We start from the raw sequence: 23877 nt of genomic DNA on the forward strand, positions 1-23877 counted from the left end.
GAGCGGCTTCCGCCACAAGTTACTCGCGGGTTAACGTTGGTTTCATGCCGATTGAGTCGCCCCGCGACGCCGTCATCGTCGCCACCGCCCGGTCCCCCATCGGCCGCGCGTTCAAGGGTTCCCTGCGGGAGGTCCGCCCGGACGACCTCGCCGCCACCATCGTCCAGGCCGCCCTCGACAAGGTCCCGGCGCTCGATCCCACCACCATCGACGACCTCTACCTGGGCTGCGGCCTGCCCGGTGGCGAGCAGGGCTTCAACATGGCCCGGGTGGTCGCCACCCTGCTGGGCCTGGACGGCCTGCCCGGCGCCACGCTGACCCGCTACTGCGCCTCCTCGCTCCAGACCACCCGGATGGCGATGCACGCGATCCGGGCCGGGGAGGGCGACGTCTTCATCTCCGCCGGTGTCGAGACCGTCTCCCGGTACGCGCGGGGCAACTCGGACACCCTGCCGCCGGAGGCGCAGGCGCTGGTCGGCGGCGGATGGGAGAACCCGCGCTTCGCCGAGGCGCGCGAGCGCTCGAAGGCCCGCGCCCAGGGCGGCGCCGAGGTGTGGACCGACCCGCGCGAGGCCGGCCAGCTCCCCGACATCTACCTGACCATGGGCCAGACCGCCGAGAACCTCGCCCAGGTGTACGACGTCACCCGCGCGGACATGGACGCGTTCGGCGTGCGCAGCCAGAACCTCGCCGAGAAGGCGATCGCGGACGGCTTCTGGGCCCGCGAGATCACCCCGGTCACCACGCCGGACGGCACCGTCGTCAGCACCGACGACGGCCCGCGCCCCGGCGTGACCCTGGAGGCGGTCGCCGGCCTGAAGCCGGTCTTCCGTCCGGACGGCCGGATCACCGCCGGCAACTGCTGCCCGCTCAACGACGGCGCGGCAGCCGTGGTGGTCATGAGCGCCGAACGGGCGCGGGAGCTGGGGCTCACCCCGCTGGCCCGGATCGTCTCCACCGGCGTCACCGCGCTCTCCCCCGAGATCATGGGCCTGGGCCCGGTCGAGGCGTCGAAGCAGGCGCTGAAGCGGGCCGGCATGACCATCGACGACGTCGACCTGGTCGAGATCAACGAGGCGTTCGCCGCCCAGGTGATCCCGTCGTACCGGCAGCTCGGCATCCCGGAGGAGAAGCTGAACGTGATGGGCGGCGCGATCGCCGTCGGCCACCCGTTCGGCATGACCGGCGCCCGGATCACCGGCACCCTGCTCAACGCCCTGGAGTGGCACGACAGGACCATCGGTCTGGAGACCATGTGCGTCGGCGGCGGCCAGGGCATGGCCATGGTGCTCGAACGCCTGAACTGAGGTCGATTCACCGGACCGGGAGCCGGGTACGGGAGGCGCCATGGCGACCGTCGTGGAACGCGAGCGCAAGTACTCCGGCGACGAGGGATTCCGGCTGCCCGACCTGACGGGGTGCGGTGGCGTCGCGACGGCGTCCGACGCCACCGCCCTCGACCTGGACGCGGTCTACTGGGACACCGCCGACCTCCGGCTGGCCCGCAGCGGCTACGCGCTGCGGCGGCGCACCGGCGGGCACGACGCCGGCTGGCACCTCAAGGTGGGCGCGGTCGGCGGCGCGCGCACCGAGCACCAGTTCCCGGCCGGGCCGGAGGACGCCGACCCACCGGCCGACCTGGTCGCGCTCTTCCGGGGCGCGTCCCGGGGCCGGCCGGTCGCCCCGGCCGCGCGGGTCGTCACCCGCCGCCGGGAACGCCGCCTGCTGGACGCGGCCGGCCGCACCCTCGCCGAGGTGGCCGAGGACGACGTACGGGCCGAGGACCTGGTCAGCGGCGAGCGGCAGACCTGGCACGAGATCGAGGTCGAGCTGGTCGAGGGCGACGAGGCGCTGCTCGACGCCGTCGACGACCGGCTGCGCGCCGCCGGCGCCCGGACCGTCCCGGTCTCGAAGTCACACCGCGCCCTGGGCGGCCGGCTCGCCGCCACCCGCCCGGCGCCCGCCGACCCGGCGGCCGCGCCCGTGGTCGACTACCTCACCGCCCAGCGCGACACCCTGATCGGCCACCACGCCGGCGCGCTCGGCGGCGACGAGGACGCCGTGCACGACATGCGGGTGGCCGTCCGCCGGCTCCGCTCCACGCTGCGAACCTTCCGGGGGCTGTGGGACCGGGCGGAGAGCGAGGGCGTACGCGCGGAGCTGCGCTGGCTGGGCGGGCAGCTCGGGCCGGTCCGGGACGTCCAGGTCATGGCCGCCCGGCTGGCCGACGCGGTCCACGCGGAACCGGACGAGCTGGTGCTGGGCCCGGTCGAGGCCCGGTTCGCCGAGCGGTTCGCCGCCGACCTGGCCACCGCCCTCGACGGGCTGCGCGCCGCGCTCGGCTCCGACCGCTACACCGGCCTGCTGCGCCGGCTCGACGCGCTGGTGGAGGCGCCGACCGCGCGGGACGTACGGCCCCGGTGGGTGACCCGGCGGGTGCGTCGCGCGGTGACCCGCTTCGACGAGCGGCTGGACCGGGCGCTCGCCGACGGCGGCCACGACGACACCGCGCTGCACGAGGCGCGCAAGGCGGGCAAGCGGGCCCGGTACGCCGTCGAGGTGCGCCGGCCCGACGCGAAGCTGGTGGACCGGCTGAAGGACCTCCAGGACGCGCTCGGCGCGCACCAGGACTCGGTGGTGACCCGGGAGGTGCTGCGCGAGCAGGCGCTGCGGGCGTACGCCGACGGGGAGAACACCTTCACCTACGGTCTGCTGCACGCCCGCCAGGCCGCGGTGGCCGACCGGGCCGGGCCGGCGCTGGCGAAGGCACGGGACAGGGCCCGCCGCCGGAAGGTGCGGCGCTGGCTGAAGGGCTGACCGGGGGCTACAGCGCGGACCGGGTCCGGGCGACCGCGGCTGCCGCCCCGGCCAGCACCGGCTCCGGCGCGTTGGCCGCCAGCAGGTCGGCGGTGACCACCCGGAGCTGGTCGGGCAGGGCCAGGTCGCTGGGGAGCCGGGGCACCTCGCGGCGCGGCTGCCGCTCCGCGTCGGCCGCCAGGTTGGCGATCTCCTGGACCAGCTTGTGCACGAGGTCGGCCCGGGACACGTTGCCACCCTGGGCCGCCGCCGACCAGCGCGGCTGCTCCCAGTGCCCGACCTGTCGGACCAGCAGTGTCACGGCCCGGTCCAGTTCCGCTGCGCTCATCGCGGCCGAGTCTACGACGGCTCCAGGTCGCGGCGCGGCGCCGAGCTGGAGTCGTCGTACGGTCAGCGGCGGACGTAGCTGAGCAGGCGGAGGATCTGCCAGTACAGGAAGATCAGCCCGACCAGCAGCCCGAACGCGCAGAACCAGGCGTACCGGCGGGGCAGGCCGTTGCGGGCCGACCGCTCGACCAGGTCGAAGTCGAGCACGAAGCTGAGCGCCCCGGCGATGATGGCCACCACCGAGAAGAGGTACGGCAGCCAGCCGACCCGCGCCGTGAGGCTGTAGACCTCGATGCCCTGCTTCCCGGTGAGCAGGTAGGTGACCAGGTTGACCAGGCCGATGGCCACGATGCCGATGAGCGTGCCGAGCACCAGCCGGGCCAGCCGCGGCGTGGCCCGGACCAGCCGGGCCCGGTAGAGCAGCGCCATGCCGAGGAAGACCCCGAAGGTGCCGATCACCGCCTGCGCCACGATGCCCGGGTAGACCAGTTCGAAGGCGCGGCTGGCCACCCCGAGCAGCAGGCCCTGGAGCACCGCGTAGCCGGCGATCAGCGCCGGGTTGGTGATCTGCTTCAGCGAGATGACAAGCACCAGCACGAGGCTGGCCAGGGCGCTGCCGGCCAGCGCCGCGGAGATCCACACCGCCTGCGGCACGAGCACCCAGGCCACCGCCGCGGTGACGCCGGTGAGCAGCAGCAGCCCGACCGTCCGGCTGGCCACGTCGGCCACCGTCATCGTCTCGGCGGCTCCCGTGCCGAGCACCTGACGCTCGGTCCGGCCCACGTCGTCCAGCCGGTCCAGCACCGGGTTGGCACTGCGCACCGCGACCTCCTCGCGCCGACGTACCCCGGCTCCCACTCTGCCCCGGGCGGCCCGGCGGCGGCGGGCAAACGACGACGCCCGCCGCCGCTGGCGCGGCAGGCGGGCGTCGCAGGTCGGGCGGGGACGGTCAGTCGTCGCCCTGGAAGTAGCTGAGCAGGCGGAGGATCTCCAGGTAGAGCCAGACCAGGCCGACCACGATGCCGAACGCGGCCGTCCAGGAGTAGCGCTGCGGGAGCCCCATCCGGACGCCCTCCTCGATCTCCGCGAAGTTGAGCACGAAGCTCAGCGCGGCGACCACGATGCAGACCAGGCTGAACCCGATGGCCAGCGGGCTGCCGTCGCGGAGGTGGGTGTTGACGCCGAACAGCGCGAGCACCAGGTTGATCAGCATGACGCCGAAGAGGCCCGCGATGATCGCCACCATGATCCGGGCGAACTTCGGGGTGGCCCGGATGATCCGCGCCTTGTAGATCATCGCCATCAGGAAGAAGACGCCGAACGTGGCGACCACGGCCTGGAGCACGACGCCGTCGTAGAAGTTCTCGAAGGTCTTGCTGACCATGCCGACGAAGACGCCCTCGACGATCGAGTACGCCACGACGAGCGCCGGGTTGGCCATCCGGGAGAACGAGATGATCAGGCCGAGGACCAGGCCGACCACCGCGGCGCCGATCCACGCGACGCCGGTCAGGGCGTCCGGCACGAGCACCCACGCCGCGGCGGCCGAGACGCCCAGGATGCCGAGCATCAGCACCGTCTTGACGACCACGTCGTCGAGGGTCATCGGGGTCACGGTGGGCGGGGCGGCCGGGTAGCCGTGACCCGTCGGGTACGGCTGCTGCTGCGGGTACGGCGAGTACTGCTGGGGATATCCGGGCTGACCGTACGGCCCGGGCTGGGCGTACCCGGCCGCCCGCTCCCGCTCAGCCGCCTGGCCGAGCCGGGCGAGCACCGGGTTCGTGGACTTCACTTCTCAGGCCTCCCTCAGGGGGTCGATGCACGTGAACGTGCCTCTCCAGGGTAAACGGGGTGGCAACGCCGTGCGCGGCGCGAAGCTGTGGGAAAGCTGAGAGTTGGTGCCCGGGGCGGGGGTCGAACCCGCACGCCTTGCGGCAGCCGCTTTTAAGGCGGCCGTGTCTGCCGTTCCACCACCCGGGCGGGTGACACCGGCGCGTCGACACGCGGCGGTGCAGATCTCACCGTAGCGGCTGCGCCACGGCCGGGCGTACCCCGAGGGGCCCGGCCGATATGGTCGAGCCCGTGACCAGCGCCGCCCGCACGGCCCCCGGGCCCGACCCCGACCAGGCACTCCGCCTCGACCCGGCGTCCCGCCCGGGCCGGGCCGGGCGGCTGCTGGCCGCCGGCCGCCGGCACCGCGCGGACCTGCTGGCCGGGCTGCTCTTCGCCGTGCTCGCCGGCTGGCTCACCCACGGGCTGTGGCCGGCGCCCGGGCACCGGGCGCTCGCCCTCAACCCGGCCGACCAGACCCTCTACGAGTGGTTCCTGGCCGTCGACTCGCGCGCCCTGTTCGGCGACTTCAGCCTGATCACCGACCGGCTCAACGCGCCGGACGGGGTCAACCTCATGGCCAACACCTCGGTCATCGCGCTCGGCGTGCTGCTCGCCCCGGTCACGCTCGCCCTCGGCGCGCCGGTCACCTTCGCGCTGCTGGCCGCGGCCAACCTGGCCGGCACGGCGCTGGCCTGGTACCTGCTGTTCACCCGGACGCTGCGGGCCCGGCGACTCGCCGCCGGGCTCGGCGCGGCACTCTGCGGCTTCGGCCCCGGCATGGTCTCGCAGAGCAACGCCCACCTGCACATGACCGCGCAGTGGCTGGTCCCGGTGATCGTCTGGCTGGTGGTCCGGCTGCTCCGCGCCGCCGACCCGGCCGGCCGCCCGGTCGGCCCGGACCACCGCCGGCTGGCCACCTCGTCGCTCGGGCTGGCCGTCACCGCCACCGTCCAGGTGTTCATCGGCGAGGAGGTGCTCTTCCTCACCGCTCTCACCCTGCTGGTCATGGCCGTCGCGTACGGGCTGGCCGACCCGGCGCTGCTGCGCCGGGCGCTGCCGGGCTTCGCCGGCGGGCTGATGTGCGCCGCCGGGCTGGCCCTGTTCGTGCTGGCGTACCCGCTGTGGCACCAGTTCGCCGGGCCGCAGGGCGTCTCGGACGGGATGTTCAGCCCGCACTACTTCTCCGCCGACCTCACCGGCTGGACCCGGCTCTCGTCGTTGTCCATGCTGGGCGGCGACGACGCGACCCGGCTGACCACCGGCCCGGCCGAGTTCAACACCTTCCTGGGCTGGCCGCTGCTGCTGGTCGCCGTCGGCTGCGCGTTCTGGCTCGGGCGGCGCGCCCTGGTGGTCGCCTGCGTCGCGGGGGCACTGGTCATGGCGGCGCTGTCACTCGGCCCCGAGGTGGTGGTCGGCGGCGAGCGGACCGGGGTGCCCGGCCCGTACGCCCTGCTCGCCGGGTGGCCGGTGGTCGACGGCGCGCTGCCGACGCGGTTCGGCCTGGCGGTGCTGCCACTGGTCGGGACCGTGCTCACCCTGGCCGTGCACCGGGCGCTGGGCGAGCCGGGACGGGCCCGCCGGCTGGTCCCCCTCGCGGTCGGCGCGGCCCTGCTCAGTGTCTTCCCCGCGCCGCTGCCCACCACCGACCGGCCGCCGCTGCCCGAGTTCGTCACCGGCGGGCACTGGCGGCAGTGCGTACGCCCCGGCGGGGTGCTCGTGCCGGTGCCCACGGCCACCCCGAAGGACCCGTGGCCGATGCGCTGGGGCACCGCGGCCGACGCCGCCTTCGGCATGCCGGAGGGCTTCTTCATCGGCCCGTACGGCCGCAACGGCTCGGCCACCATGGGCACGTACCAGCGCCCCACATCGGCGCTGCTGGCCGAGGTCGCCAGGCGGGGGGTGGCGCCGGCCGTCGGTGACCGGCAGCGCCGGCAGGCCGCCCGGGACATCGAGTTCTGGGGCGCCTCCTGCGTGGCGCTGACCGACGACGCGCCGCACGCGGAGACCCTGCGCCGCACCCTGGAACAGCTCTTCGGGCCGGGCACCCGGATCGCCGACGCGTGGACCTGGCGGTTCTGAGTCCGGACACGGCGAAGGGCCCCTCCCGTACGGGAAGGGCCCTTTCCGGTTGTCTCAGACGCGGGCGCCGACCGGCGGCGCGGACGCCTCGGCGAACTCCTCGCGCGGGTCGTGCAACTGGCCCAGGGCGACCACCTCGCGCTTGAGGACGAACGCCAGCGTCCAGTCGACCACGACCCGGACCTTGCGGTTGAACGACGGGATCCGCGACATGTGGTACGTGCGGTGCATGAACCAGGCCGGCCAGCCGGTCATCTTCACGCCGTAGACCTGCGCCACGCCCTTGTGCAGGCCGAGGCTGGCCACGCTGCCCACGTGCTTGTGCTTGTAGTTGACCGGCTCGCGCCCGCGGATCACGTTCGCGATGTTGTCGGCCATCCGGGCGGCCTGCCGCACCGCGTGCTGCGCGCTCGGCGAGCAGAAGTTGCCCGGCTCCTTGGTGAGGTCCGGCACCGCGGCGCAGTCGCCGGCGCTCCACGCGCCCTCGACCACCCGGTCACCGTCCACGATCTGGAGGGTGGGCAGGCAGGTGACGCGGCGCCGCTCGTCGCGCGGGAAGTCCGTCGCGTCCAGCATCGGCGACGGCTTCACGCCGGCCGTCCAGACGATCGTGTCGGACGGGAAGACGGACCCGTCGGAGAGCTTCGCCACCCCGTCGACGCAGGACTCCAGGCGGGTGTCCAGCCGGATGTCCATGTTCCGCTTGAGCAGCTGCTGCACCGTGTAGGCGCCCATGTCCCGGTCGACCTCCGGCAGCACCCGCTGGGTGGCTTCGACGAGCACCCAGCGCATGTCGTCCGGCTTCAGCTCCGGGTAGTAACGCAGCGCGTCCCGGGCCATGTCCTCCATCTCGGCGAGCGCCTCGATGCCGGCGTAACCACCGCCGACGAAGACGAAGGTCAGCGCGCGGCTGCGAACCTCGGGGTCGGTGGTGGCGGCCGCCACGTCCAGCCGGTCCAGCACGTGGTTGCGCAGGAAGATGGCCTCACCGATCGTCTTGAACCCGATGCCGTGTTCGTGCAGGCCGGGGATCGGCAGGGTGCGGGAGACCGATCCGGGGGCGACCACGACGTGGTCGTACTGGATCTCGCGGGTCGGGCCGCTGATCGGCTGCACGACGGCGGTCCGGCGGTCGTGGTCGATCCGGGTGACCGTGCCGGCCACGACCTTGCACTTACGCAACTCCCGCCGCAGCGGCACCACAGCGTGCCGCGGGGAGATGTTGCCCGCCGAAGCCTCCGGGAGGAACGGCTGGTAGGTCATGTGCGGCTGCGGGTCGACGACGATGACCTCGGCCTCACGGGAGCTCAGCTTCTTGGACAGGCGCAGAGCGGCGTACAGGCCCACGTGCCCGGCACCCACGACAAGGATCCGCTTCGGATTCACGTCATCTATCTTTCCCCGGGGGCCTCGGCTAATCCCGATCGAGACCCCCATCTGTGACGGAGCACAACCCCTGTGACCTGCGCAACTTTGCGCGGCGTCCCGTTATCTGCGACGCAGGAGCCAGGCCAGGAGGCCGCTCACGCCGACCGCGACCAGCAGTCCGACCACCGTCGCCACCTGCGACCCGGTGTCCCCGCCAACCCCACCGACCGACGCCAGCACGATGCCGAGCACGGCGCCGGCCAGCACCACCGCGCCGGCCCGGGCCAGCCAGCGCAGCACCAGGTCGGGGTCGACCACGGCGTCGTAGGGCAGCAGGGCGGCCAGCGCGCAGAGGGTGTGCGCCAGGTAGAGCAGGGTGGCCACGGCGAGCAGCCGCCACAGCGCCGGCGGACGGTCGAAGCCGAGCGTGGCGAGCAGCCAGCCGCCGACGGTCACCAGCGCCGCGAAGGTCGGCCAGACCCGGCGCGGACCGACCGCCGGTAGCACCGCCACCACCGTGAGGGCCAGCAGCGACCGCGGGGTGAAGGCCTGTGCCGGGTACGCGACCAGGAAGCCGACAAGCACCGCGAAGAAGATCCCGGCCCGCACCAGCAGCGGCGTCGGGCTGACCCGCCCCACCGCGTACCGGAGCGCCCGCGCCCGCTCGTTCAGCCCTTCGACGAGATCGTTCATCTGCGCCACTCTTCGTTCGCGACTGCGGGACTCCGCTCCGCCGCGTTCCTCGCGCTCACCGCATACCCGCCTTCGGGGCCGTCGCCAGCCGCGCCACGTCGCGCAGCACCTGGTCGAGGCTGCCGGCGCCGGCCCAGCGCACCACCGGCACGCCGTGCTCGCGGAGCTGACCGATCATCGTGTCGCGGTCCAGCCGCCACAGCCGGTACGCCACCTCGGCCCAGCCCCGGTCCTTCGGCACCGGCAGCTCGGCCGGCAGGGTGTCCACCGCGACCACGAACCGCCCGCCCCGGGCCATCCGGGCCAGCATCTGCGCCGACCGCTCGTCCAGCAGCGGGGTGAGCACCACCACGAGCGCGTCCGAGGAGAGCAGCTGCGGGCCGAAGACCTGGTCGTACGGCTCGTGCGGGGACGACTCGGCCTTGACGTCGAGCAGCCACTCCAGCACGGTCAGGTACTGCCGCCGGCCGGTGGCCGGGCGCAACCGACGGGCGGCCGGACCGTATTCCAGCAGCGCCACCCGGTCACCCCGGTGCAGGTAGTGCTCGGCGATGGCCGCGGCCGCCCGGACGGTGGTGTCCAACACGGACGCCGGCCCGCGTACGCCGCCGGAGCGGCCCGCCTCGGCCAGCACGTCGAGCAGCACCACCACCTCGGCGTCCCGGTCCGAGAGGGTGGCCGCCACGTGCAGCTGGCGGGCCCGCAGCGAGACCCGCCAGTCGATCCGGCGCAGCCGGTCCCCGGGCGCGAAGACGCGGACCCCGGCCAGCTCGCCGCCCTCCCCCGGGCGGCGCGAGTGGTGCGCGCCGACCAGCCCGGCGGCACGGGGCATCGCCTCCACCGCCTCGAACGGCTCGGTCATCGGGTAGACCCGCGTGCGGACCGCGTCGGTGACCACGGCCCGTGACACCAGCAGCCCGTCCGCGGCGGCCACCCGGGCGCCGGCCGGACCGATCGGGTGCCGCCCCCAGCGCAGCGCCGTCCCGGTCAGCTCCAGGTCGACGGCCGAGCCGGACGGCACCGAGGTCACGAACGGCCGGTCGGCGCCGCCGGAGCGGCTCACGTCCACACCGGACCCGCCGAAGCCGACCTTCTCCACCCGCAGCCAGCGCGACATCCGGGTCCGCACCACCGCCACGTCGTAGGAGACGGTGTCCGGGTTGGCCACGGCCACCGTGGCGGCCATCGGCGCGCCCTCCACCAGGTGCGTGTCCCCGACGCCGATCTCCAGCTCGGGCAGCGCGGTGGGCCGGCGGCGCAGCCCGTACGCGGTGCCCAGCGCGAACGGCGTGGCCAGGACGACCAGGTCGATCCGGCCGAGCAGCACCGCCGCGACCAGCAGCAGGCCGGTGAGCAGCACGGCCCGGCCGAGCGCCCAGGTGGGCGCCCAGCCGCTCGCCGGTTCCTGACGGTCGGTCATCAGCGCCCGACGGGTCCGGCCGCGTAGCTGGGCAGGGCGCCGCTGGCCGGGGCGGGCGTGGACTCCAGCACCTCACCGACCACGAAGGACGGGTCGACCCGGCGCAGCCACATCTCCGGGCGCAGCGTGATCCGGTGCGCCAGCGCGGGCACCGCCACCGCCTTGACGTCCTCCGGCACCACGTAGTCGCGGTTGGCGAGCACCGCGCGTACCCGGGACAGCAGCAGCAGCGCCAGCGAGCCGCGCGGCGAGGCGCCGACAAGCGCGGACGGGTGCTCGCGGGTGGCCGCGGTCAGCGCCACGATGTACCGGCCGATCGAGTCCTCGACGACCACGTCCTCCAGCGCGGCCTGCATGGCGCGCAACGTGGCGGCGTCCACCACCGGCTTGATCTCGGCCTCCTCCCGGCGGCGGGCGATACGCCGTTGCAGCACCTCCCACTCCTCGTCGTGGTTCGGGTAGCCGAACGAGACCCGGAGCAGGAACCGGTCGAGCTGGGCCTCCGGCAGCGGGTAGGTGCCCTCGTACTCGATCGGGTTGGCGGTGGCGAGCACGTGGAACGGCTCGTCCAGCCGGTAGGTGACGCCCTCGACCGAGACCTGCTTCTCCTGCATGGCCTCCAGCAGCGCCGACTGGGTCTTCGGCGGGGTCCGGTTGATCTCGTCGGCGAGCAGCAGGTTGGTGAAGACCGGGCCGGCGCGGAACGAGAAGTCGCCGCTGCGCTGGTCGTAGAGGAAGGAGCCGGTGACGTCGGCGGGGAGCAGGTCCGGGGTGAACTGGAGGCGCCGGAAGTCCAGACCCAGGGCCTGCGCGAACGAGCGCGCGGTGAGCGTCTTGCCCAGGCCGGGCAGGTCCTCCAGCAGCACGTGGCCGCCGGCCAGGATGCCGGCCAGGACCAGCTCCAGCGCCTCCCGCTTGCCGACCACGACGGTGCCGACCGCGTCCAGCACCGCCCGGGCCAGCCGGCCGACCTCGGCGGGGGGCATGCTCCGGTCCACGTCGTTCATCACAGCTTCTCCAGTTCGGCGACGATCGCCGCGAGGTCGCGCGGCGACGGGGGGCGGCGGGCGGGGGTGCCGAGGAACGTCCACAGCGGCTCGCCCAGCAGGGCGCGGGCACGGGCCGGATCGGACTCGCGGGTGACACCGTGCTTCTGGCGCAGCCGCTCGTCGGCCAGCTCGCCGAGGCGGGGCAGCACCCGCTCGGTGAACCGTTCGCGGTTGTCGGAGCACCAGTCCAGCGGGCGTTCCCACCCGTTGATCGCGGCACGGAGCGCGTCCCGGGCGGCCCAGTTCCAGGTGCCGGGCTCCTCGCCAGCCGGGGCACGGCCGCCGGCCCGGGGCGGCGGCGGGGGCGACAGCGCGGCGGTGACCCGGCGGACGGCGAGCACGGCGAGCACGGCCGCCACGATGATCCAGAGCGAGACCTGGAGGCCGACCGCGCGCAGCCCGACGACGACCACCACCACGATCGCGGCGGTGACCGCGAGAGTGCGCAGCACCCAGCGCACCCGCCCGCCGCCGGGCCGGTGCGCCTCCTCGGCGGGCTCCTCGGCGAACGAGAGCAGGTCGTCGATGCTGGTGCTCATGCCGTTGCCTCGCCGACGGCCACCGTGGTCAGTTCGCCGCGCAGCCGGCGCAGGGCGGCCCGGGCCTGGTCGCGCATCCGCTCGTCTACGGTGTGGGTGGCGTACCGGGCCTCACGGTAGACGTGCGCGAAGCCGTCCAGCACGTCGGCGCTGACGATGGCCGGCACGCCGGCCGCCGGGTCGCCGCGCAGCAGCCGGCTCACCAGGTCGGTGGGGGTGTCCCCGGCGCGCCGGGGCACGCCGGCCTCGTCGGCGGCCTCCTCCAGCCGGACCCAGCAGGCGATCACCGCGGTGCGCGGGTCGGTGGACCGGTCGTCGAGATCCTCCAGGCCGGCGTCGAGCGCGGCCACCACCTCGCGGGCGGTGCCCTCGGCGGTACGCCGCGTCCGCTGGGTGGGCACCGCGCGGGTGGTCCGGCGCAGCGCGCCGCCCAGCAGGGTCCACAGCACGTACCCGACTGCGGCCAGCACCGCCGCACCGAGCAGCACGACGGCCGTGGTGGCGAGCCAGCCCGGGATGCCGCCCGAGGTGGGTTCGCCCAGGTCCCGCGGTTCGAGCGTGATCGAGGGTGCGGGCTCGGCGGAGGGATAGTCCGGCACGTACGGGATGTTGTCGGCAGCGGGCGGAATGCGGCTCGCCCCGATGGTGGAGTGCCCGGCGGCGAGCGCGGCGACGGTGAGCAGCAGGATCACCGCCGCGACCGGCCACCACCTGCGCAGCACGCCGAGGTCCATCCCACCGCCCCACGTAATCCTCAGTCCACCCCGGCCAGGTCCTTCGCCCGGGCGAACACGTCGTCCAACATCGCTGGTGTCAGCCGCCCGGTGAAGGTGTTCTGCTGGCTGACGTGGTAACAGCCGAGCAGCTCCGGTGCGGACGTGCCGGACCAGTGTGCCCCATGACCGAAGGCCGGGCGCGGCGTGGGCGGGCGCTGCGCGTACACGTCGCGCAGCACCGGCCACCACGCGGCCCAGGCGAACGCGCCCAGGGCGACCACGACGCGCAGGGTGGGCCGGATCAGCGCGACCTCGCGGTGCAGCCACGGCGCGCAGGTGTCCCGCTCGGCCGGGGTGGGCTTGTTGTCCGGCGGCGCGCAGCGCACGGAGGCGAAGATGCGGGTGTCGCGCAGGGCGAGGCCGTCGTCGGCGGACACGCTTGTCGCCTGGTTGGCCAGCCCGGCCCGGTGCAGCGCGGCGAAGAGCACGTCGCCGGAGCGGTCCCCGGTGAAGATCCGGCCGGTGCGGTTGCCGCCGTGCGCGGCGGGCGCCAGCCCGAGGATGCCGATCCGCGCGTCGGGCGGGCCGAAGCCGGGCACCGGCCGCCCCCAGTAGTCCTGGTCGCGGAAGGCCGCCCGCTTGACCCGGGCGACCTCCTCCCGCCAGGCGACCAGCCTTGGGCAGGCGAAGCAGTTGCTCACCGCGCCGTCGAGGTCGGCCAGGTCGGTCGCCCGCGCGGCGCGGGCGACCACCTCGGCGGGGGTACGCGGCTCAGCCAAGCTTGGCCCGGAAGAGTTCCAGGGTGCGGGCCCAGGCGGTGGCGGCGGCCCGCTGGTCGAAGTGCTCCGGCCGGTCCTCGTTGAAGAACGCGTGGGCGGTGCCCGGGTAGTCGTAGGTCTGGCAGGTGCCGCCGGCCGCCTCGATGGCCCGGCGTACGCTCTGCACCCCGTCGGCGGCGGAGAGGCCGTCCGCCTCGGAGCAGTGGACGAGCGCCGCCTTACCCGCGTAGTCGGTCCAGTCGCTGCGCATGCCCTCCCAGGGCAGCCGCGGGTAGAAGCCGGCGGTCGCGACGATCCGCTCGGAGAACGTGCCGGACCAGAGTGCCAGGCTGGCGCCGGCGCAGAACCCGGCGCAGCCCACCTTGCCGGCGACCTCGGGCCGGTTGGCGAGGTATTCGGCGGCGGCCGCGATGTCGCTCGCCGCCTCGTCCATCTGGGCGCTGTTCAGCATCTGCCGGGGCTCACTCGGCTTGCTCGCCGGGCCGCCGTGCCGGAAGTCGGGCGCCAGGGCGACGAAGCCGGCCTCCGCGAAGCGGTCCACCACCGCCCGGACGTGGGGCACCAGACCCCACCAGTCCTGGATGACGATGACCGCCGGGCTGGCCGCACCGCCGGAGGGTATCGCGAGATACCCCTCGCTCGTCCCCCCGTTGCCGGTGAAGCTCACCATCTCGCCCATGGTCCCGTCCTCCTAGCGGTCAGTCATCGTTGGCTGGTCGCACAGTGGGTGTTACGTGCGGGTAGCGTGCCACGCGCTCACCGGCCCGGGGAAGACGAAAGAACAGTGGCATTCACCTCCTGTTCGTCTCCCGGACCGGTCCGTCACCGCCGCCGCGCCCCGCTGCGCGCTCCCGTGCTCCACGCGGCCCTCCACCGTGGACGCGCCGAGGGGCGCCCACCGGTCGGTGGGCGCCCCTCGGAGGTCGGCTTCAGCGGGTCGGCTCGGGCGTCGGCGTGCTCCCGCCGGGCGCGGCCGACGGGTTCACGGTCGGCGCGGGGGCCACGCTCTCGCTCGGCGCGGGGGCCACGGTTCCGCTCGGCGCCGGGGTCCCGGGCGCCGGGGCGACGCTCGCGCCCGGTGCGGGCGGGGCGTTCAGGGTCGGCGCGGCCGGCGCCGGCGGTCCGAAGGGCGCCCGGTCCGGGCAGTACGGGTAGGCGTTGCGCGGCGCGGGCATGCTGCCGCTCGCGTCCAGGCAGCTCGGCCAGCCGAGCCGGATCGGCACGCCGTTCTGATCGAAGAGCTGGGCGTTGCGGACCAGCCGCCCCTCCTGGTCGTAGACGAAGACGTCCTCGATCCGGTCGTACCGGTGGTCGACCGACACCTCCTGGTAGCTGCCGAACTGGTCGGAGCTGGCGTGCTGGTCGACGTTGACGAGCATCGCGAAGGAGAAGATCAGGAACGCCGCGGTGCCCAGTCGCAGCAGCCGTCGCGGCCAGCCCCGGAGGCCGGGTGCGCGCCGGCCCAGCCACACCGAGGCGAGGACCGTGCCGGCGAGGAGGAACAGGCCGGCCAGCACGCTGCCGTCGAGCCGGGGCAGCAACCCGGACGGCTCCTGGAGCACCACGGAGATCACCAGCGCCGCGAGCCAGCCGCGCAGCAGCCACCAGGCCGGGCGCAGCGGGCGGAGGAACTCGCTCACCGACGACTGCCCGAGCAGCGGGCCGAGCTGGGTGTCGAGAGCGCGGAGCTGGACGCCGGCACGCGCCTGCGCAGCGGCCAGTCGCCGGCCCCGGCGCCCCGGGCCGGCTCCCGTCTCGGCGCCGGCGGCGGCCCGGAGTTCGGCCGCGTACGCCTCCGGCTCGCCCAGCCGGTCGACAAGCGTGCCGTCGGTCTCGGCGGCCACCTCGGCGAGGTGCTCCGGCAGATCCTCGGTCAACTCGTCGCGCGCGGCGGGCGGCAGGTCGGCCAGGGCGGCCCGCACCCGCTCGACGTAGTCCGCGATCTCCTGCCCCGTGACGGTCATGCCGCCATCCCCCGATCGTCGAGCAGTGCGTCCATGGTGGTGGCGAAGGAGCGCCAGGTCTTGCCGGAGCGGGTGAGCTGGTCCCGGCCGGCGGCGTTGAGTGAGTAGTACTTGCGGTGGGGACCGGACTCGCTCGGCACCACGTAGGTGGTCAGCAGGCCGGCGGCGAAGAGCCGGCGCAGGGTGCCGTAGACCGAGGCGTCGCCGACCTCCTCCAGGCCGGCCTCGCGCAGCCGGCGGAGGATGTCGTAACCGTAGCCGTCCTCCTCCTTGAGCACGGCGAGAACGGCCAGGTCGAGCACGCCCTTGAGGAGCTGCGTCGTATCCACGCTCCGCACACTAGTGTGGATTGCGTAGTACCGTCAAGAACATGGTAGCTGCGTAGGCTCGGGGCATGTCGTGGAGCAGCTACGCGTCCTTCCTCGTCTTCGCCACCGTGCTGATCCTCATCCCGGGGCCCGACTTCGCCGTGGTCACCCGCAACACGCTCGCCGCCGGTAGGCGCCGGGGCAGGTGGAGCGCGATCGGCGTGACCGCCTCGAACGCGGTGCAGGGGGTCACCGCCGCCGCCGGGCTCGGCGCGCTCATCGTCCGCTCCCAGCCGTTGTTCGAGGCGATCCGCTGGGCCGGCGTGGCCTACCTGGCGTACCTCGGGGTGCAGGCGTGGCGGTCGGCCTGGCGCGGCGACTACCCGCCCCTGGCCGGCGACGCCACCGCCACGCCCGGGCAGGCGCTGACCGGGTTCCGGCAGGGCTTCCTGTCCAACATCACCAATCCGAAGGTGCTGGCGTTCTACCTGGCCGTGCTCCCCCAGTTCGTCGGCGGCGCCGCGCCGATCGGCACGCTGCTCGCCTTCGCGCTCAGCCACGCGGTGCTCAGCCTCGCGTACCTGTTGATCCTGGTCGCGGCGCTGGACCGGGCCCGGGACCTGCTGTCCCGGCGGCGGATCCGGCGCTGGCTGGACGGGCTGACCGGGGTGGCGCTGCTCGGCTTCGGCGCCCGCCTCGCCACCGAACGCACCTGACCGTGGCGCGCGGATCGACTTAATTTTCCCTTATGGGGCCTGCTCATCGACGCGGTACATCGGTAGGTTGCCCGGATGCGACACCTCGGAACCGTGCTCGCCGCGGCCATCGTCGGTCCGCTGGCCTGGATACTCTTCGCCCTCGGTCAGGACCGGTCGGAACGGGCGTTCGCCGCCGCACAGAACGGCGGCGCACTCGACAGCGCTGACTTCGTTCGACCCGCACTGGTGCTGGCCGCAGCCGGGATCGTGCTCGGGCTCATCGCCACGCTCCGGTTCTCCCCCCTGGGCGCGGCGCTGACCGGACTGGCCTACTCGGCCAGCTACCTGGGCCTGCTGGTCAGCCCGACCACGGTGACGAAACTGTTCGACCACGAACTGACCCTGAGCGGCCACCCGGTCGACCTGGCGGCCCCACTCCGGACCGGGACGACGCTGCTGGTCGGCTCGCTGCTCCTCGTCGGGGTCGTGAGCGTCCGCCGCTGGCAGCGGTGGCCGCGGCCCGCCGACGACACCCCCGCGGCGCTGCAGGCGGACGAGATCATCCCGCCCGCGACCCCACGGGACCGCCCGCTGGGCGTCGACGGTCTCGGGCTGGGCACGCCACGGAGCACGCCCGAGCCGGAGCCGGTTCGGACCGGCGCTTCCGCCGGGGCGGGCGGTTCGGACTGGGCCGGCCGTTCGGACTGGGCCGGGCTGCTGTCCGGCGGCTCCGCGGTCCGGTCCGGCCGGTCGTCGGACTGGCCGCGCCAGCGTTCACGGTGAGCCACCGCACGCCCTGACGCGCCGGGCCATCAGGGGCGCGGAAGGCCGCGGTACGCGTCCAGCCAGGCCCAGTCACCCGGGCAGGTCGCCAGCTCGGCCAGGCAGTGATCGAGGGCGTCCGGCAGGGTCTTCGTGTCGACGCGGATCACTTGCCGACCGCCGAGACCGGGCCCGGAGAGCAGCATCGTCCACGGTCGGCCGTTGAACTGGGCCATCCGCTCCCGGTCGACGCGGATCAGAACGTCGACCTGCCGCCGCCCCAACTCGTCCATGAGCAGCTCGACGTCGATCACGCCGTGCCGTCTCAGGCCAGGGACCAGGCGATGCCGTCGAGGATGTCGTGTTCGGAGGCGACCACCGAGGGCATGCCGGCGCGCTCCATGATGACCCGCAGCACCAGCGCCCCCGCGCCGATCACGTCGGCCCGCCCGGGGTGCATCACCGGGATGGCCAGCCGCTGCTCGCGCGTCCTGCCCAGCAGGTCGGCGGTGACCTCGGCGACCTGGTCGTACGACACCCGGGCGTGGTGGATGCGCTCCGGGTCGTACTCCTGGAGCCCCTGGGCGATGGCGACAACTGTGGTGACCGACCCGGCGAGCCCGACCAGGGTGGCGGCCTCCCGGCCCGGCACCGCGGTGAGCGCCCGGTCCACCGCGACCGCGATGTCGGCCTGTGCGGCGGCGACCTCGTCCAGGCCGGGCGGATCGCCGTGCAGGTGACGCTCGGTCATCCGGACGCAGCCGATGTCCATGGAGATGGCGGCCTGGACGCCGCCCTCGCGGGTGCCGACCACGAACTCGGTGGAGCCGCCGCCGATGTCGACCACCAGGTACGGCGGTTCGGCGTCGGCGGGCAGGCCGCGGACGGCGCCGGTGAAGGAGAGCCGGGCCTCCTCGTCACCGGTGACCACCTCGGGCGCCACGCCGAGGGTCTCCTCGACCATGACGCGGAAGTCGGCGGCGTTGGACGCGTCGCGGGAGGCGGAGGTGGCGCACATCCGGACCTTCTCGGCGCCCAGCTTCTCGATCTCCGCCGCGTAGTCGGCGAGCGCGACCCGGGTGCGCTCGATCGCCTCGGGCGCGAGGCGGCCGGTCCGGTCCACGCCCTGGCCCAGCCGGACGATCTCCATCCGGCGGCTCAGGTCGACAAGCGGGGCCTGCGGCCCGGCGGACGGGTCGGGCAGGTCGGCGACCAGCAGTCGGATCGAGTTGGTCCCGCAGTCGATGGCGGCCACACGCGTCGTCACGGCTGTCACCCTACGGCAGCGGGACCGGCCGTCGAGCGGATCAGTCGTCGGCCGTGGGGCAGCCGAGCAGGTGGGCGCCGAGCGGGGTGAGGCGGTGGCGGACCGCGCCGCCGTCGCGCTCGGTGGTGAGCAGGCCGGCCGCGCGCAGCGCGGTGGCGTGCTCGGAGGCCGTGGAGAGCCCGACCCCGACGCCCCGGGCCAGCGCCGTGGTGGTGTGCGGGCCCGGCTCGGCGAGGTGGCGCAGCACGGCGGCCCGGGTGGCGCCCAGCACGCCGGCGAGCGGGTCGACCGCCGGGTCGGTGGCCCGCGCCGGCATCGCGGCGGGGTACACGAGCAGGACCGGCCGGCCCGGTTCGACCAGGACCCGGGGCAGCGGGCCGGCCACCGGCGACGGGAGCAGCACCATCCCCTCGCCGGTGCCGGTGACCTCGCCGCTCCACCAGCTGCGTATCTCCAGCACGGGTGGCAGCCACCGGATCGCCGGGTGCAGCCCGTCGAACAGGCCGGCCAGGCCCCGCCGGGCCAGCCGGTGCGCGGCGTCGGCCAACTGCCGCTGGTGGACGGTGGTCAGGGTGGACCAGTGCGGGGCGAGCACCGCCCCGAACCAGGTGTCGAGCGCCCGGCCGAACAGGTCGAGCACCTCCGGCTCGGCGGCGGCGAACCCGCGCCGCAGCGGCGTCGCGGCGACGGCGGCGTAGGCGGCGGCGACCTCCGCCCGGACCCGGCGGGCCGGGGTGGACCGGATCGCCGCGAGACCCGCGGCCACCGAGTCCAGCCCGTCGAACGGGGTGAGGAAGTCCGGCAGGCGGCCGCGGGCCGGCAGGAGGTGCCGCAGGGACGTGGCGGCGGCGCGGACCCCGCGTACGGAGGTCGCCGCGCCGGCCGCCGCCACGAGTTCGGGCGCCATGGCCACGGTGGCCGGATCGTGCAGCGCCTGGCAGGCCAGCATGGCGGTGCCGACCGGGTGCAGGCGGTCGACGAACCGTACCCGGCACAGGTCCGCCGGTCCGAGGTGCAGCCGCAGCATGGGAGCAGCCTGCCCGGCTTCGGCGACGACCGAAAGGGTTGACCGGCCCGGGTCCCGGATCCGACGGTGGAGCCCGGTCGACCCACGGGGGAGGGCGGGACGTGCGGCGGACGATCGCGGTGCTGGTGGGGCTGGTTCTGGCGTTGGCGGGTGGGGCGTGCGGCGGGAAGGGCGGGACGGCCGCCACGCCGGCGCCCGCCGAACGGCCGGCCGCCGGGGACCACGAGCTGACCCTGCGCCACGACGGTGTGGAACGGCGCTACCTGCTGCACGCCCCGCCCGGCTACGACCCGGCGCGCCCCACGGCGCTGGTCATCGCGTTGCACTTCTTCCCCGGCAGCGGGGCCGGGATGCGGGAGCTGACCGGCCTGGACGCCCGCGCGGACCGGGAGAACTTCCTGGTGGCCTACCCGGACGGGCGCGACGGCGGCTTCAACGCGCTGATCTGCTGCGGGTCCGCGGACGACGTCGGCTTCCTCACGACGCTCACCGGCCACCTGGTCGACACCTGGCGGGCCGACCCGGACCGGGTCTTCCTGACCGGCATCTCCAACGGCGGTGACCTCAGCTTCCGCCTCGCGGTGGAGGCCACCGGCCTGTTCGCGGCGATCGGCGTGGTCAGCGGCGGTTACAGCGGCCCGCTGACCGAGCCGGACAGCTACGTGCCGAAGCGGCCGGTCTCGGTGATCACCTTCGTGGGCGGGCAGGACCGGTACGCCGGCATCTTCCAGGACGGCCTGCGCACCTGGCAGCGGCGGCTCGGCTGCCGTCCGGTGGCCGGAGGGAAGCCGGCGGCCCCGGCCGGCCTGAGCCGGGCCGACGCGCGCTGCGCCGACGGCAGCGACGTGACCGTGTGGAGCCTCCCCGGGATGGGGCACTCCTGGCCGGGCGCCACGACGGGGCAGCTCGCCGCACCGGACGCCGGCGTCTCCGCCACCGACCTGATCTGGGAGTTCTTCGCGGCCCACCCGCGCCGCACGTGAGGCGGGTCAGAGGCGCAGCAGCATGCGGCTGTTGCCGAGGGTGTTCGGCTTGACCCGTTCCAGGTCGAGGAACTCCGCGACACCCTCGTCGTAGGAGCGGAGCAACTGCTCGTAGACCGGCTGCGGCACCGGGGCGCCGTCGATCTCGCGGAAGCCGAACGAGCCGAAGAAGCCCGTCTCGAAGGTCAGCACGAAGATTCGGGCGACGCCCAGCTCGCGGGCCGCGTCGATCAGCTCGCCCACGATCCGGTGCCCGATCTTGTGCCCGCGGCAGGACGGGTCGACGGCCACCGTGCGGATCTCGGCCAGGTCCTCCCACATGACGTGCAGCGCGCCGCAGCCGACCACCGTGCCGTCGGCCGTGGCGGCAACCCGGAACTCCTGCACGTCCTCGTAGAGGGTGACGGTGGCCTTGCTGAGCAGCCGCCGGTCGTCGGTGTAGGTGTCCACCAGCCGCCGGATGCCGCGCACGTCGGCGGTGCGGGCGCGGCGGACCACGATCTCGTCGGCGGCGGTCATCTCACTCCCCCGCGGGCACGTCCACGCAGGGGCCGGCGGCCCACCACTTCTCCACCAGGGCGAGGGTCTCGTCGCCGAACGGGTTGACCCCCGGCCCGGCGGCGAGCGCGTGCCCGAGGTGCACGTGCAGGCACTTGACCCGCCCCGGCATGCCGCCGGCCGAGATGCCGGCGATCTCCGGCACCTGGCCGATCGCCTCCCGGCGGGCCAGGTAGTCCTCGTGCGCGGCCCGGTAGCGGGCGGCCAGCTCCGGGTCCTCGACGAGCCGTTCGGCCATCTCCTTCATGAGCCCGGCGGACTCCAGCCGGCTGCACGCCGCGGTGGCTCGCGGGCAGGTCAGGTAGAACAGCGTCGGGAACGGGGTGCCGTCGGCCAGCCGGGGCGTCGTCTCCACCACGTCGGGCAGGCCGCACGGGCACCGGTGGGCCACCGCCCGGGTGCCGCGGGGCGGGCGTCCGAGCTGCGCGGCCACCGCGGCCAGGTCGGCCTCGGTGGCCGGCTGGCGCTCCGGCGGGGGTACGGATTCCGCCGCCGGATCCTGCGGTGGTACGACGCTCAAGGGTGCCTCTCTCGTCTGTCGGTCACTTGTCGGGGCGCTCGGCGTTGGCCGCCTGCACGCTCGACCACAGGGTGTCGTACCAGGGATCGGGCGGCTTCGGCGGCCCCTGCTTCGCGCCCTTGCCGGCGTCCTTGGCGGCCCCGTCCGGGTCGGAGAGCACCACCAGCAGCGTCTCCCCGGGCCGGCCCATGAAGAACCGCTCCCGGGCCTGCGTCTCGATGTAGGCCGGGTCGTGCCACTTCTCCGCCTCGAGCGTGAGCCGCTCGATCTCCCGGCGCTGGGCGGCCTGGGACGCCTCCATCCGCTCGATGTCCGTCTGCTGGTCGAGGTAGACCCGGACCGGATAGGTGTACGCCAGGGCGAGCGCGATCAGCACCGCGAAGAGCACGGTGGCGCGCCCGGTGAAGCGCCGGGGTTGGGGTGCGGTGAGCCGCTTGACCGTGCCACCGGCCGCGGTACGCCGGGCCGCCGCGGGGCGGCTCGCGGAGCGTACCCCCTCGGTGGCGCGGGTGGCGGCGGGCGACCGGCCGGCGGCGCGCGGCTCGGCGCGGACGCCGGCGTCGCGGGCCGTCGACCGGACCCGGGCCCCGCCCGGCCGGCCGGCCTGACCCGGCCGACGGGCGGGCCGCTGGCCACCCGGTGTGCGGCGCTGCTGCATCGTCACACCCCTCCCCCGGAGCTCTCGGCTCAGGCCGAACGGTAGCGCGGGAACGCGCCGGCGCCGGCGTACCGCGCCGCGTCGGCCAGCTCCTCCTCGATCCGCAGGAGCTGGTTGTACTTCGCGACCCGGTCGGAGCGGGCCGGGGCACCGGTCTTGATCTGGCCACAGCCGGTGGCGACCGCCAGGTCGGCGATGGTGGTGTCCTCGGTCTCGCCGGAGCGGTGGCTCATCATGCACTTGAAGCCGGCCCGGTGGGCCAGGTCCACGGCGTCCAGGGTCTCGGTGAGCGAGCCGATCTGGTTGACCTTCACGAGCACGGCGTTGGCGGCCTTCTCGGTGATGCCCCGGGCGATGCGCTGCGGGTTGGTCACGAACAGGTCGTCGCCGACGATCTGGATGCGGTCGCCGAGCGCCGCCGTGAGGGTGGCCCAGCCGCTCCAGTCGTCCTCGGCCAGCGGGTCCTCGATGGAGACGATCGGGTAGTCGCCGGCGAGCTTGGTGTAGTAGTTGCTCATCTCCTCGGCGCTCTTCGCGCTGCCCTCGAAGGTGTAGCTGCCGTTGTCGAAGAACTCGGTGGCGGCCACGTCGAGCGCGAAGACGATGTCGGTGCCCAGCCGGTAGCCGGCCTTCTCCACGGCCTCGGCGATCAGGTCGAGCGCGGCGGCGTTGGTCGGCAGGTTCGGGGCGAAGCCGCCCTCGTCGCCGAGGCCGGTCGACAGGTCCTTCTTCTTCAGCACCGACTTGAGCGCGTGGTAGACCTCGGCGCCGGAGCGGAGCGCGTCCCGGAAGGTCGGCGCGCCGATCGGCGCGATCATGAACTCCTGGATGTCGACGTTCGAGTCGGCGTGCGCGCCGCCGTTGAGGATGTTCATCATCGGCACCGGGAGCAGGTGCGCGTTGGGGCCGCCCAGGTAGCGGAAGAGGCTCAGCTCGGCGCTGCCCGCGGCGGCCTTCGCCACGGCCAGCGAGACGCCCAGGATGGCGTTGGCGCCCAGCTCGGCCTTGTTGTCCGTGCCGTCGATGTCGATCATCTTCTGGTCGATCAGTCGCTGCTCGCTGGCCTCGTAGCCGATGAGCTGGTCGACGATCTTGTCCTCGATGTTGGCGACGGCGTTCTCGACACCCTTGCCCAGGTAGCGGTCCTTGTCACCGTCGCGCAGCTCGATCGCCTCGAAGGCGCCGGTGGAGGCGCCGGACGGCACCGCGGCGCGGGCGATCGTGCCGTCGTCGAGCCCGACCTCGACCTCGACCGTCGGGTTGCCCCGCGAGTCCAGGATCTCCCGGGCGACGATTCCCTCGATGGTTGCCACTGAGTCGCTCCTCGTTTGTGTGTTCCGGTCCGGTATGGGCCGCGACGGTGCGGCTGAGGCAGGTGTTGAACGCAGCGTATCGGTCCCCGCCCTCACGTACCTGTCTCGGGGCCGGACCCGGTGACGGAACGCGAGGGACCTCGCCCCACGCGGACCCTCACCTGAATACCGCCCACGACGGCGCGTGACACGGACACGG

General features: G+C 74.3%; 26 protein-coding genes and 1 tRNA gene. 6 read left to right on the forward strand and 21 right to left on the reverse strand.

Annotation, left to right across the window (positions count from 1 at the left end):
* The first annotated feature begins 44 nt into the window (after positions 1–44).
* Together GA0070603_RS15440 and GA0070603_RS15445 are read left to right on the forward strand one after the other, a co-directional pair.
* On the forward strand, positions 45–1307 hold the full coding sequence (locus tag GA0070603_RS15440; protein ID WP_091313827.1) for an acetyl-CoA C-acetyltransferase: 1263 nt from the start codon (positions 45–47) through the stop codon (positions 1305–1307).
* A 40-nt stretch (positions 1308–1347) separates the two neighbouring features.
* On the forward strand, positions 1348–2817 hold the full coding sequence (locus GA0070603_RS15445; RefSeq protein ID WP_091313829.1) for a CYTH and CHAD domain-containing protein: 1470 nt from the start codon (positions 1348–1350) through the stop codon (positions 2815–2817).
* 7 nt (positions 2818–2824) lie between these two features.
* On the opposite strand, the gene GA0070603_RS15450 is transcribed toward GA0070603_RS15445, so the two are convergent.
* The 4 genes from GA0070603_RS15450 to GA0070603_RS15465 all read right to left on the reverse strand — a co-directional run bounded on the left by GA0070603_RS15450 (position 2825) and on the right by GA0070603_RS15465 (position 5124).
* On the reverse strand, positions 2825–3145 hold the full coding sequence (locus GA0070603_RS15450; RefSeq protein ID WP_091313832.1) for a hypothetical protein: 321 nt from the start codon (positions 3143–3145) through the stop codon (positions 2825–2827).
* Between the two features lie 62 nt (positions 3146–3207).
* The gene (locus GA0070603_RS15455; RefSeq protein WP_091313835.1) at positions 3208–3966 is read right to left on the reverse strand and encodes a Bax inhibitor-1/YccA family protein; all 759 of its coding nucleotides are present in this window, start codon (positions 3964–3966) and stop codon (positions 3208–3210) included.
* 127 nt (positions 3967–4093) lie between these two features.
* The gene (locus GA0070603_RS15460; RefSeq protein WP_091313837.1) at positions 4094–4936 is read right to left on the reverse strand and encodes a Bax inhibitor-1/YccA family protein; all 843 of its coding nucleotides are present in this window, start codon (positions 4934–4936) and stop codon (positions 4094–4096) included.
* A 104-nt stretch (positions 4937–5040) separates the two neighbouring features.
* Positions 5041–5124 (reverse strand) — tRNA-Leu (locus GA0070603_RS15465).
* A 90-nt stretch (positions 5125–5214) separates the two neighbouring features.
* Here GA0070603_RS15465 and GA0070603_RS15470 point away from each other — a divergent pair.
* Positions 5215–7056 carry a hypothetical protein gene (locus GA0070603_RS15470; RefSeq protein WP_091313840.1) on the forward strand — a complete coding sequence of 614 codons (1842 nt, stop codon included), beginning with the start codon at positions 5215–5217 and terminating at the stop codon, positions 7054–7056.
* A gap of 54 nt (positions 7057–7110) precedes the next feature.
* Here the strand turns inward: GA0070603_RS15470 and GA0070603_RS15475 are convergent, their stop codons facing one another.
* From GA0070603_RS15475 to GA0070603_RS15520, 10 genes are all read right to left on the reverse strand, one after another.
* A complete protein-coding gene (locus GA0070603_RS15475) occupies positions 7111–8442 on the reverse strand; it encodes an NAD(P)/FAD-dependent oxidoreductase (RefSeq protein WP_091313843.1) in 1332 nt (443 codons plus the stop codon).
* Positions 8443–8544: 102 nt separating this feature from the next.
* The gene (locus GA0070603_RS15480) at positions 8545–9117 is read right to left on the reverse strand and encodes a hypothetical protein (protein WP_091313846.1); all 573 of its coding nucleotides are present in this window, start codon (positions 9115–9117) and stop codon (positions 8545–8547) included.
* A gap of 55 nt (positions 9118–9172) precedes the next feature.
* Positions 9173–10537 carry a DUF58 domain-containing protein gene (locus GA0070603_RS15485; protein WP_091313850.1) on the reverse strand — a complete coding sequence of 455 codons (1365 nt, stop codon included), beginning with the start codon at positions 10535–10537 and terminating at the stop codon, positions 9173–9175.
* Complete coding sequence (locus tag GA0070603_RS15490; RefSeq protein ID WP_091313853.1) at positions 10537–11544, reverse strand: AAA family ATPase; 1008 nt, start codon at positions 11542–11544, stop codon at positions 10537–10539. The genes GA0070603_RS15485 and GA0070603_RS15490 overlap by 1 nt, the downstream gene beginning before the upstream one ends.
* Entirely contained in the window at positions 11544–12125 is a 582-nt protein-coding gene (locus GA0070603_RS15495; protein WP_091313856.1) for a hypothetical protein, read from the reverse strand. Before GA0070603_RS15495 ends, GA0070603_RS15490 begins: the two co-directional genes overlap by 1 nt.
* Positions 12122–12859 carry a DUF4129 domain-containing protein gene (locus tag GA0070603_RS15500; protein ID WP_091313859.1) on the reverse strand — a complete coding sequence of 246 codons (738 nt, stop codon included), beginning with the start codon at positions 12857–12859 and terminating at the stop codon, positions 12122–12124. The genes GA0070603_RS15495 and GA0070603_RS15500 overlap by 4 nt, the downstream gene beginning before the upstream one ends.
* A gap of 20 nt (positions 12860–12879) precedes the next feature.
* Positions 12880–13593 (reverse strand): uracil-DNA glycosylase, encoded by a 714-nt coding sequence (locus GA0070603_RS15505; protein WP_091313862.1) that lies wholly within the window; start codon positions 13591–13593, stop codon positions 12880–12882.
* A gap of 19 nt (positions 13594–13612) precedes the next feature.
* Entirely contained in the window at positions 13613–14299 is a 687-nt protein-coding gene (locus GA0070603_RS15510; RefSeq protein ID WP_091313866.1) for a dienelactone hydrolase family protein, read from the reverse strand.
* Positions 14300–14549: 250 nt separating this feature from the next.
* Positions 14550–15584, reverse strand: a complete 1035-nt coding sequence (locus GA0070603_RS15515) for an HAAS signaling domain-containing protein (RefSeq protein ID WP_091313869.1) — start codon at positions 15582–15584, stop codon at positions 14550–14552.
* Complete coding sequence (locus GA0070603_RS15520; RefSeq protein WP_091313871.1) at positions 15581–15913, reverse strand: PadR family transcriptional regulator; 333 nt, start codon at positions 15911–15913, stop codon at positions 15581–15583. Before GA0070603_RS15520 ends, GA0070603_RS15515 begins: the two co-directional genes overlap by 4 nt.
* Before the next feature lie 65 nt (positions 15914–15978).
* Between GA0070603_RS15520 and GA0070603_RS15525 the strand changes: the two genes are divergently transcribed.
* Together GA0070603_RS15525 and GA0070603_RS15530 are read left to right on the forward strand one after the other, a co-directional pair.
* The gene (locus tag GA0070603_RS15525) at positions 15979–16608 is read left to right on the forward strand and encodes a LysE family translocator (protein WP_091313875.1); all 630 of its coding nucleotides are present in this window, start codon (positions 15979–15981) and stop codon (positions 16606–16608) included.
* A 75-nt stretch (positions 16609–16683) separates the two neighbouring features.
* The gene (locus tag GA0070603_RS15530) at positions 16684–17373 is read left to right on the forward strand and encodes a hypothetical protein (RefSeq protein WP_091313878.1); all 690 of its coding nucleotides are present in this window, start codon (positions 16684–16686) and stop codon (positions 17371–17373) included.
* Positions 17374–17402: 29 nt separating this feature from the next.
* On the opposite strand, the gene GA0070603_RS15535 is transcribed toward GA0070603_RS15530, so the two are convergent.
* From GA0070603_RS15535 to GA0070603_RS15545, 3 genes are read right to left on the reverse strand one after another with little or no spacing between them, the layout of a single operon-like run.
* Positions 17403–17666, reverse strand: coding sequence for a hypothetical protein (locus GA0070603_RS15535; RefSeq protein WP_091313882.1), 264 nt, complete (start codon positions 17664–17666; stop codon positions 17403–17405).
* A gap of 11 nt (positions 17667–17677) precedes the next feature.
* Positions 17678–18607, reverse strand: coding sequence for a Ppx/GppA phosphatase family protein (locus GA0070603_RS15540; RefSeq protein WP_091313885.1), 930 nt, complete (start codon positions 18605–18607; stop codon positions 17678–17680).
* Positions 18608–18659: 52 nt separating this feature from the next.
* Complete coding sequence (locus GA0070603_RS15545; protein ID WP_091313888.1) at positions 18660–19646, reverse strand: ArsR/SmtB family transcription factor; 987 nt, start codon at positions 19644–19646, stop codon at positions 18660–18662.
* Positions 19647–19747: 101 nt separating this feature from the next.
* On the opposite strand from GA0070603_RS15545, the gene GA0070603_RS15550 reads away from it, so the two are divergent.
* Positions 19748–20629, forward strand: coding sequence for a CE1 family esterase (locus GA0070603_RS15550; RefSeq protein WP_244282535.1), 882 nt, complete (start codon positions 19748–19750; stop codon positions 20627–20629).
* 6 nt (positions 20630–20635) lie between these two features.
* Here the strand turns inward: GA0070603_RS15550 and GA0070603_RS15555 are convergent, their stop codons facing one another.
* From GA0070603_RS15555 to eno, 4 genes are read right to left on the reverse strand one after another with little or no spacing between them, the layout of a single operon-like run.
* Positions 20636–21148 carry an amino-acid N-acetyltransferase gene (locus GA0070603_RS15555; protein WP_091313891.1) on the reverse strand — a complete coding sequence of 171 codons (513 nt, stop codon included), beginning with the start codon at positions 21146–21148 and terminating at the stop codon, positions 20636–20638.
* 1 nt (position 21149) lies between these two features.
* Positions 21150–21707, reverse strand: coding sequence for a DUF501 domain-containing protein (locus tag GA0070603_RS15560; RefSeq protein WP_091313893.1), 558 nt, complete (start codon positions 21705–21707; stop codon positions 21150–21152).
* Between the two features lie 22 nt (positions 21708–21729).
* Positions 21730–22365 carry an FtsB family cell division protein gene (locus tag GA0070603_RS15565; protein ID WP_091313897.1) on the reverse strand — a complete coding sequence of 212 codons (636 nt, stop codon included), beginning with the start codon at positions 22363–22365 and terminating at the stop codon, positions 21730–21732.
* Positions 22366–22394: 29 nt separating this feature from the next.
* Positions 22395–23678 carry a phosphopyruvate hydratase gene (eno, locus tag GA0070603_RS15570; protein ID WP_091313900.1) on the reverse strand — a complete coding sequence of 428 codons (1284 nt, stop codon included), beginning with the start codon at positions 23676–23678 and terminating at the stop codon, positions 22395–22397.
* Positions 23679–23877: the final 199 nt, after the last annotated feature.

It is taken from the genome of Micromonospora chersina, assembly GCF_900091475.1.
Lineage (GTDB): Bacteria > Actinomycetota > Actinomycetes > Mycobacteriales > Micromonosporaceae > Micromonospora > Micromonospora chersina.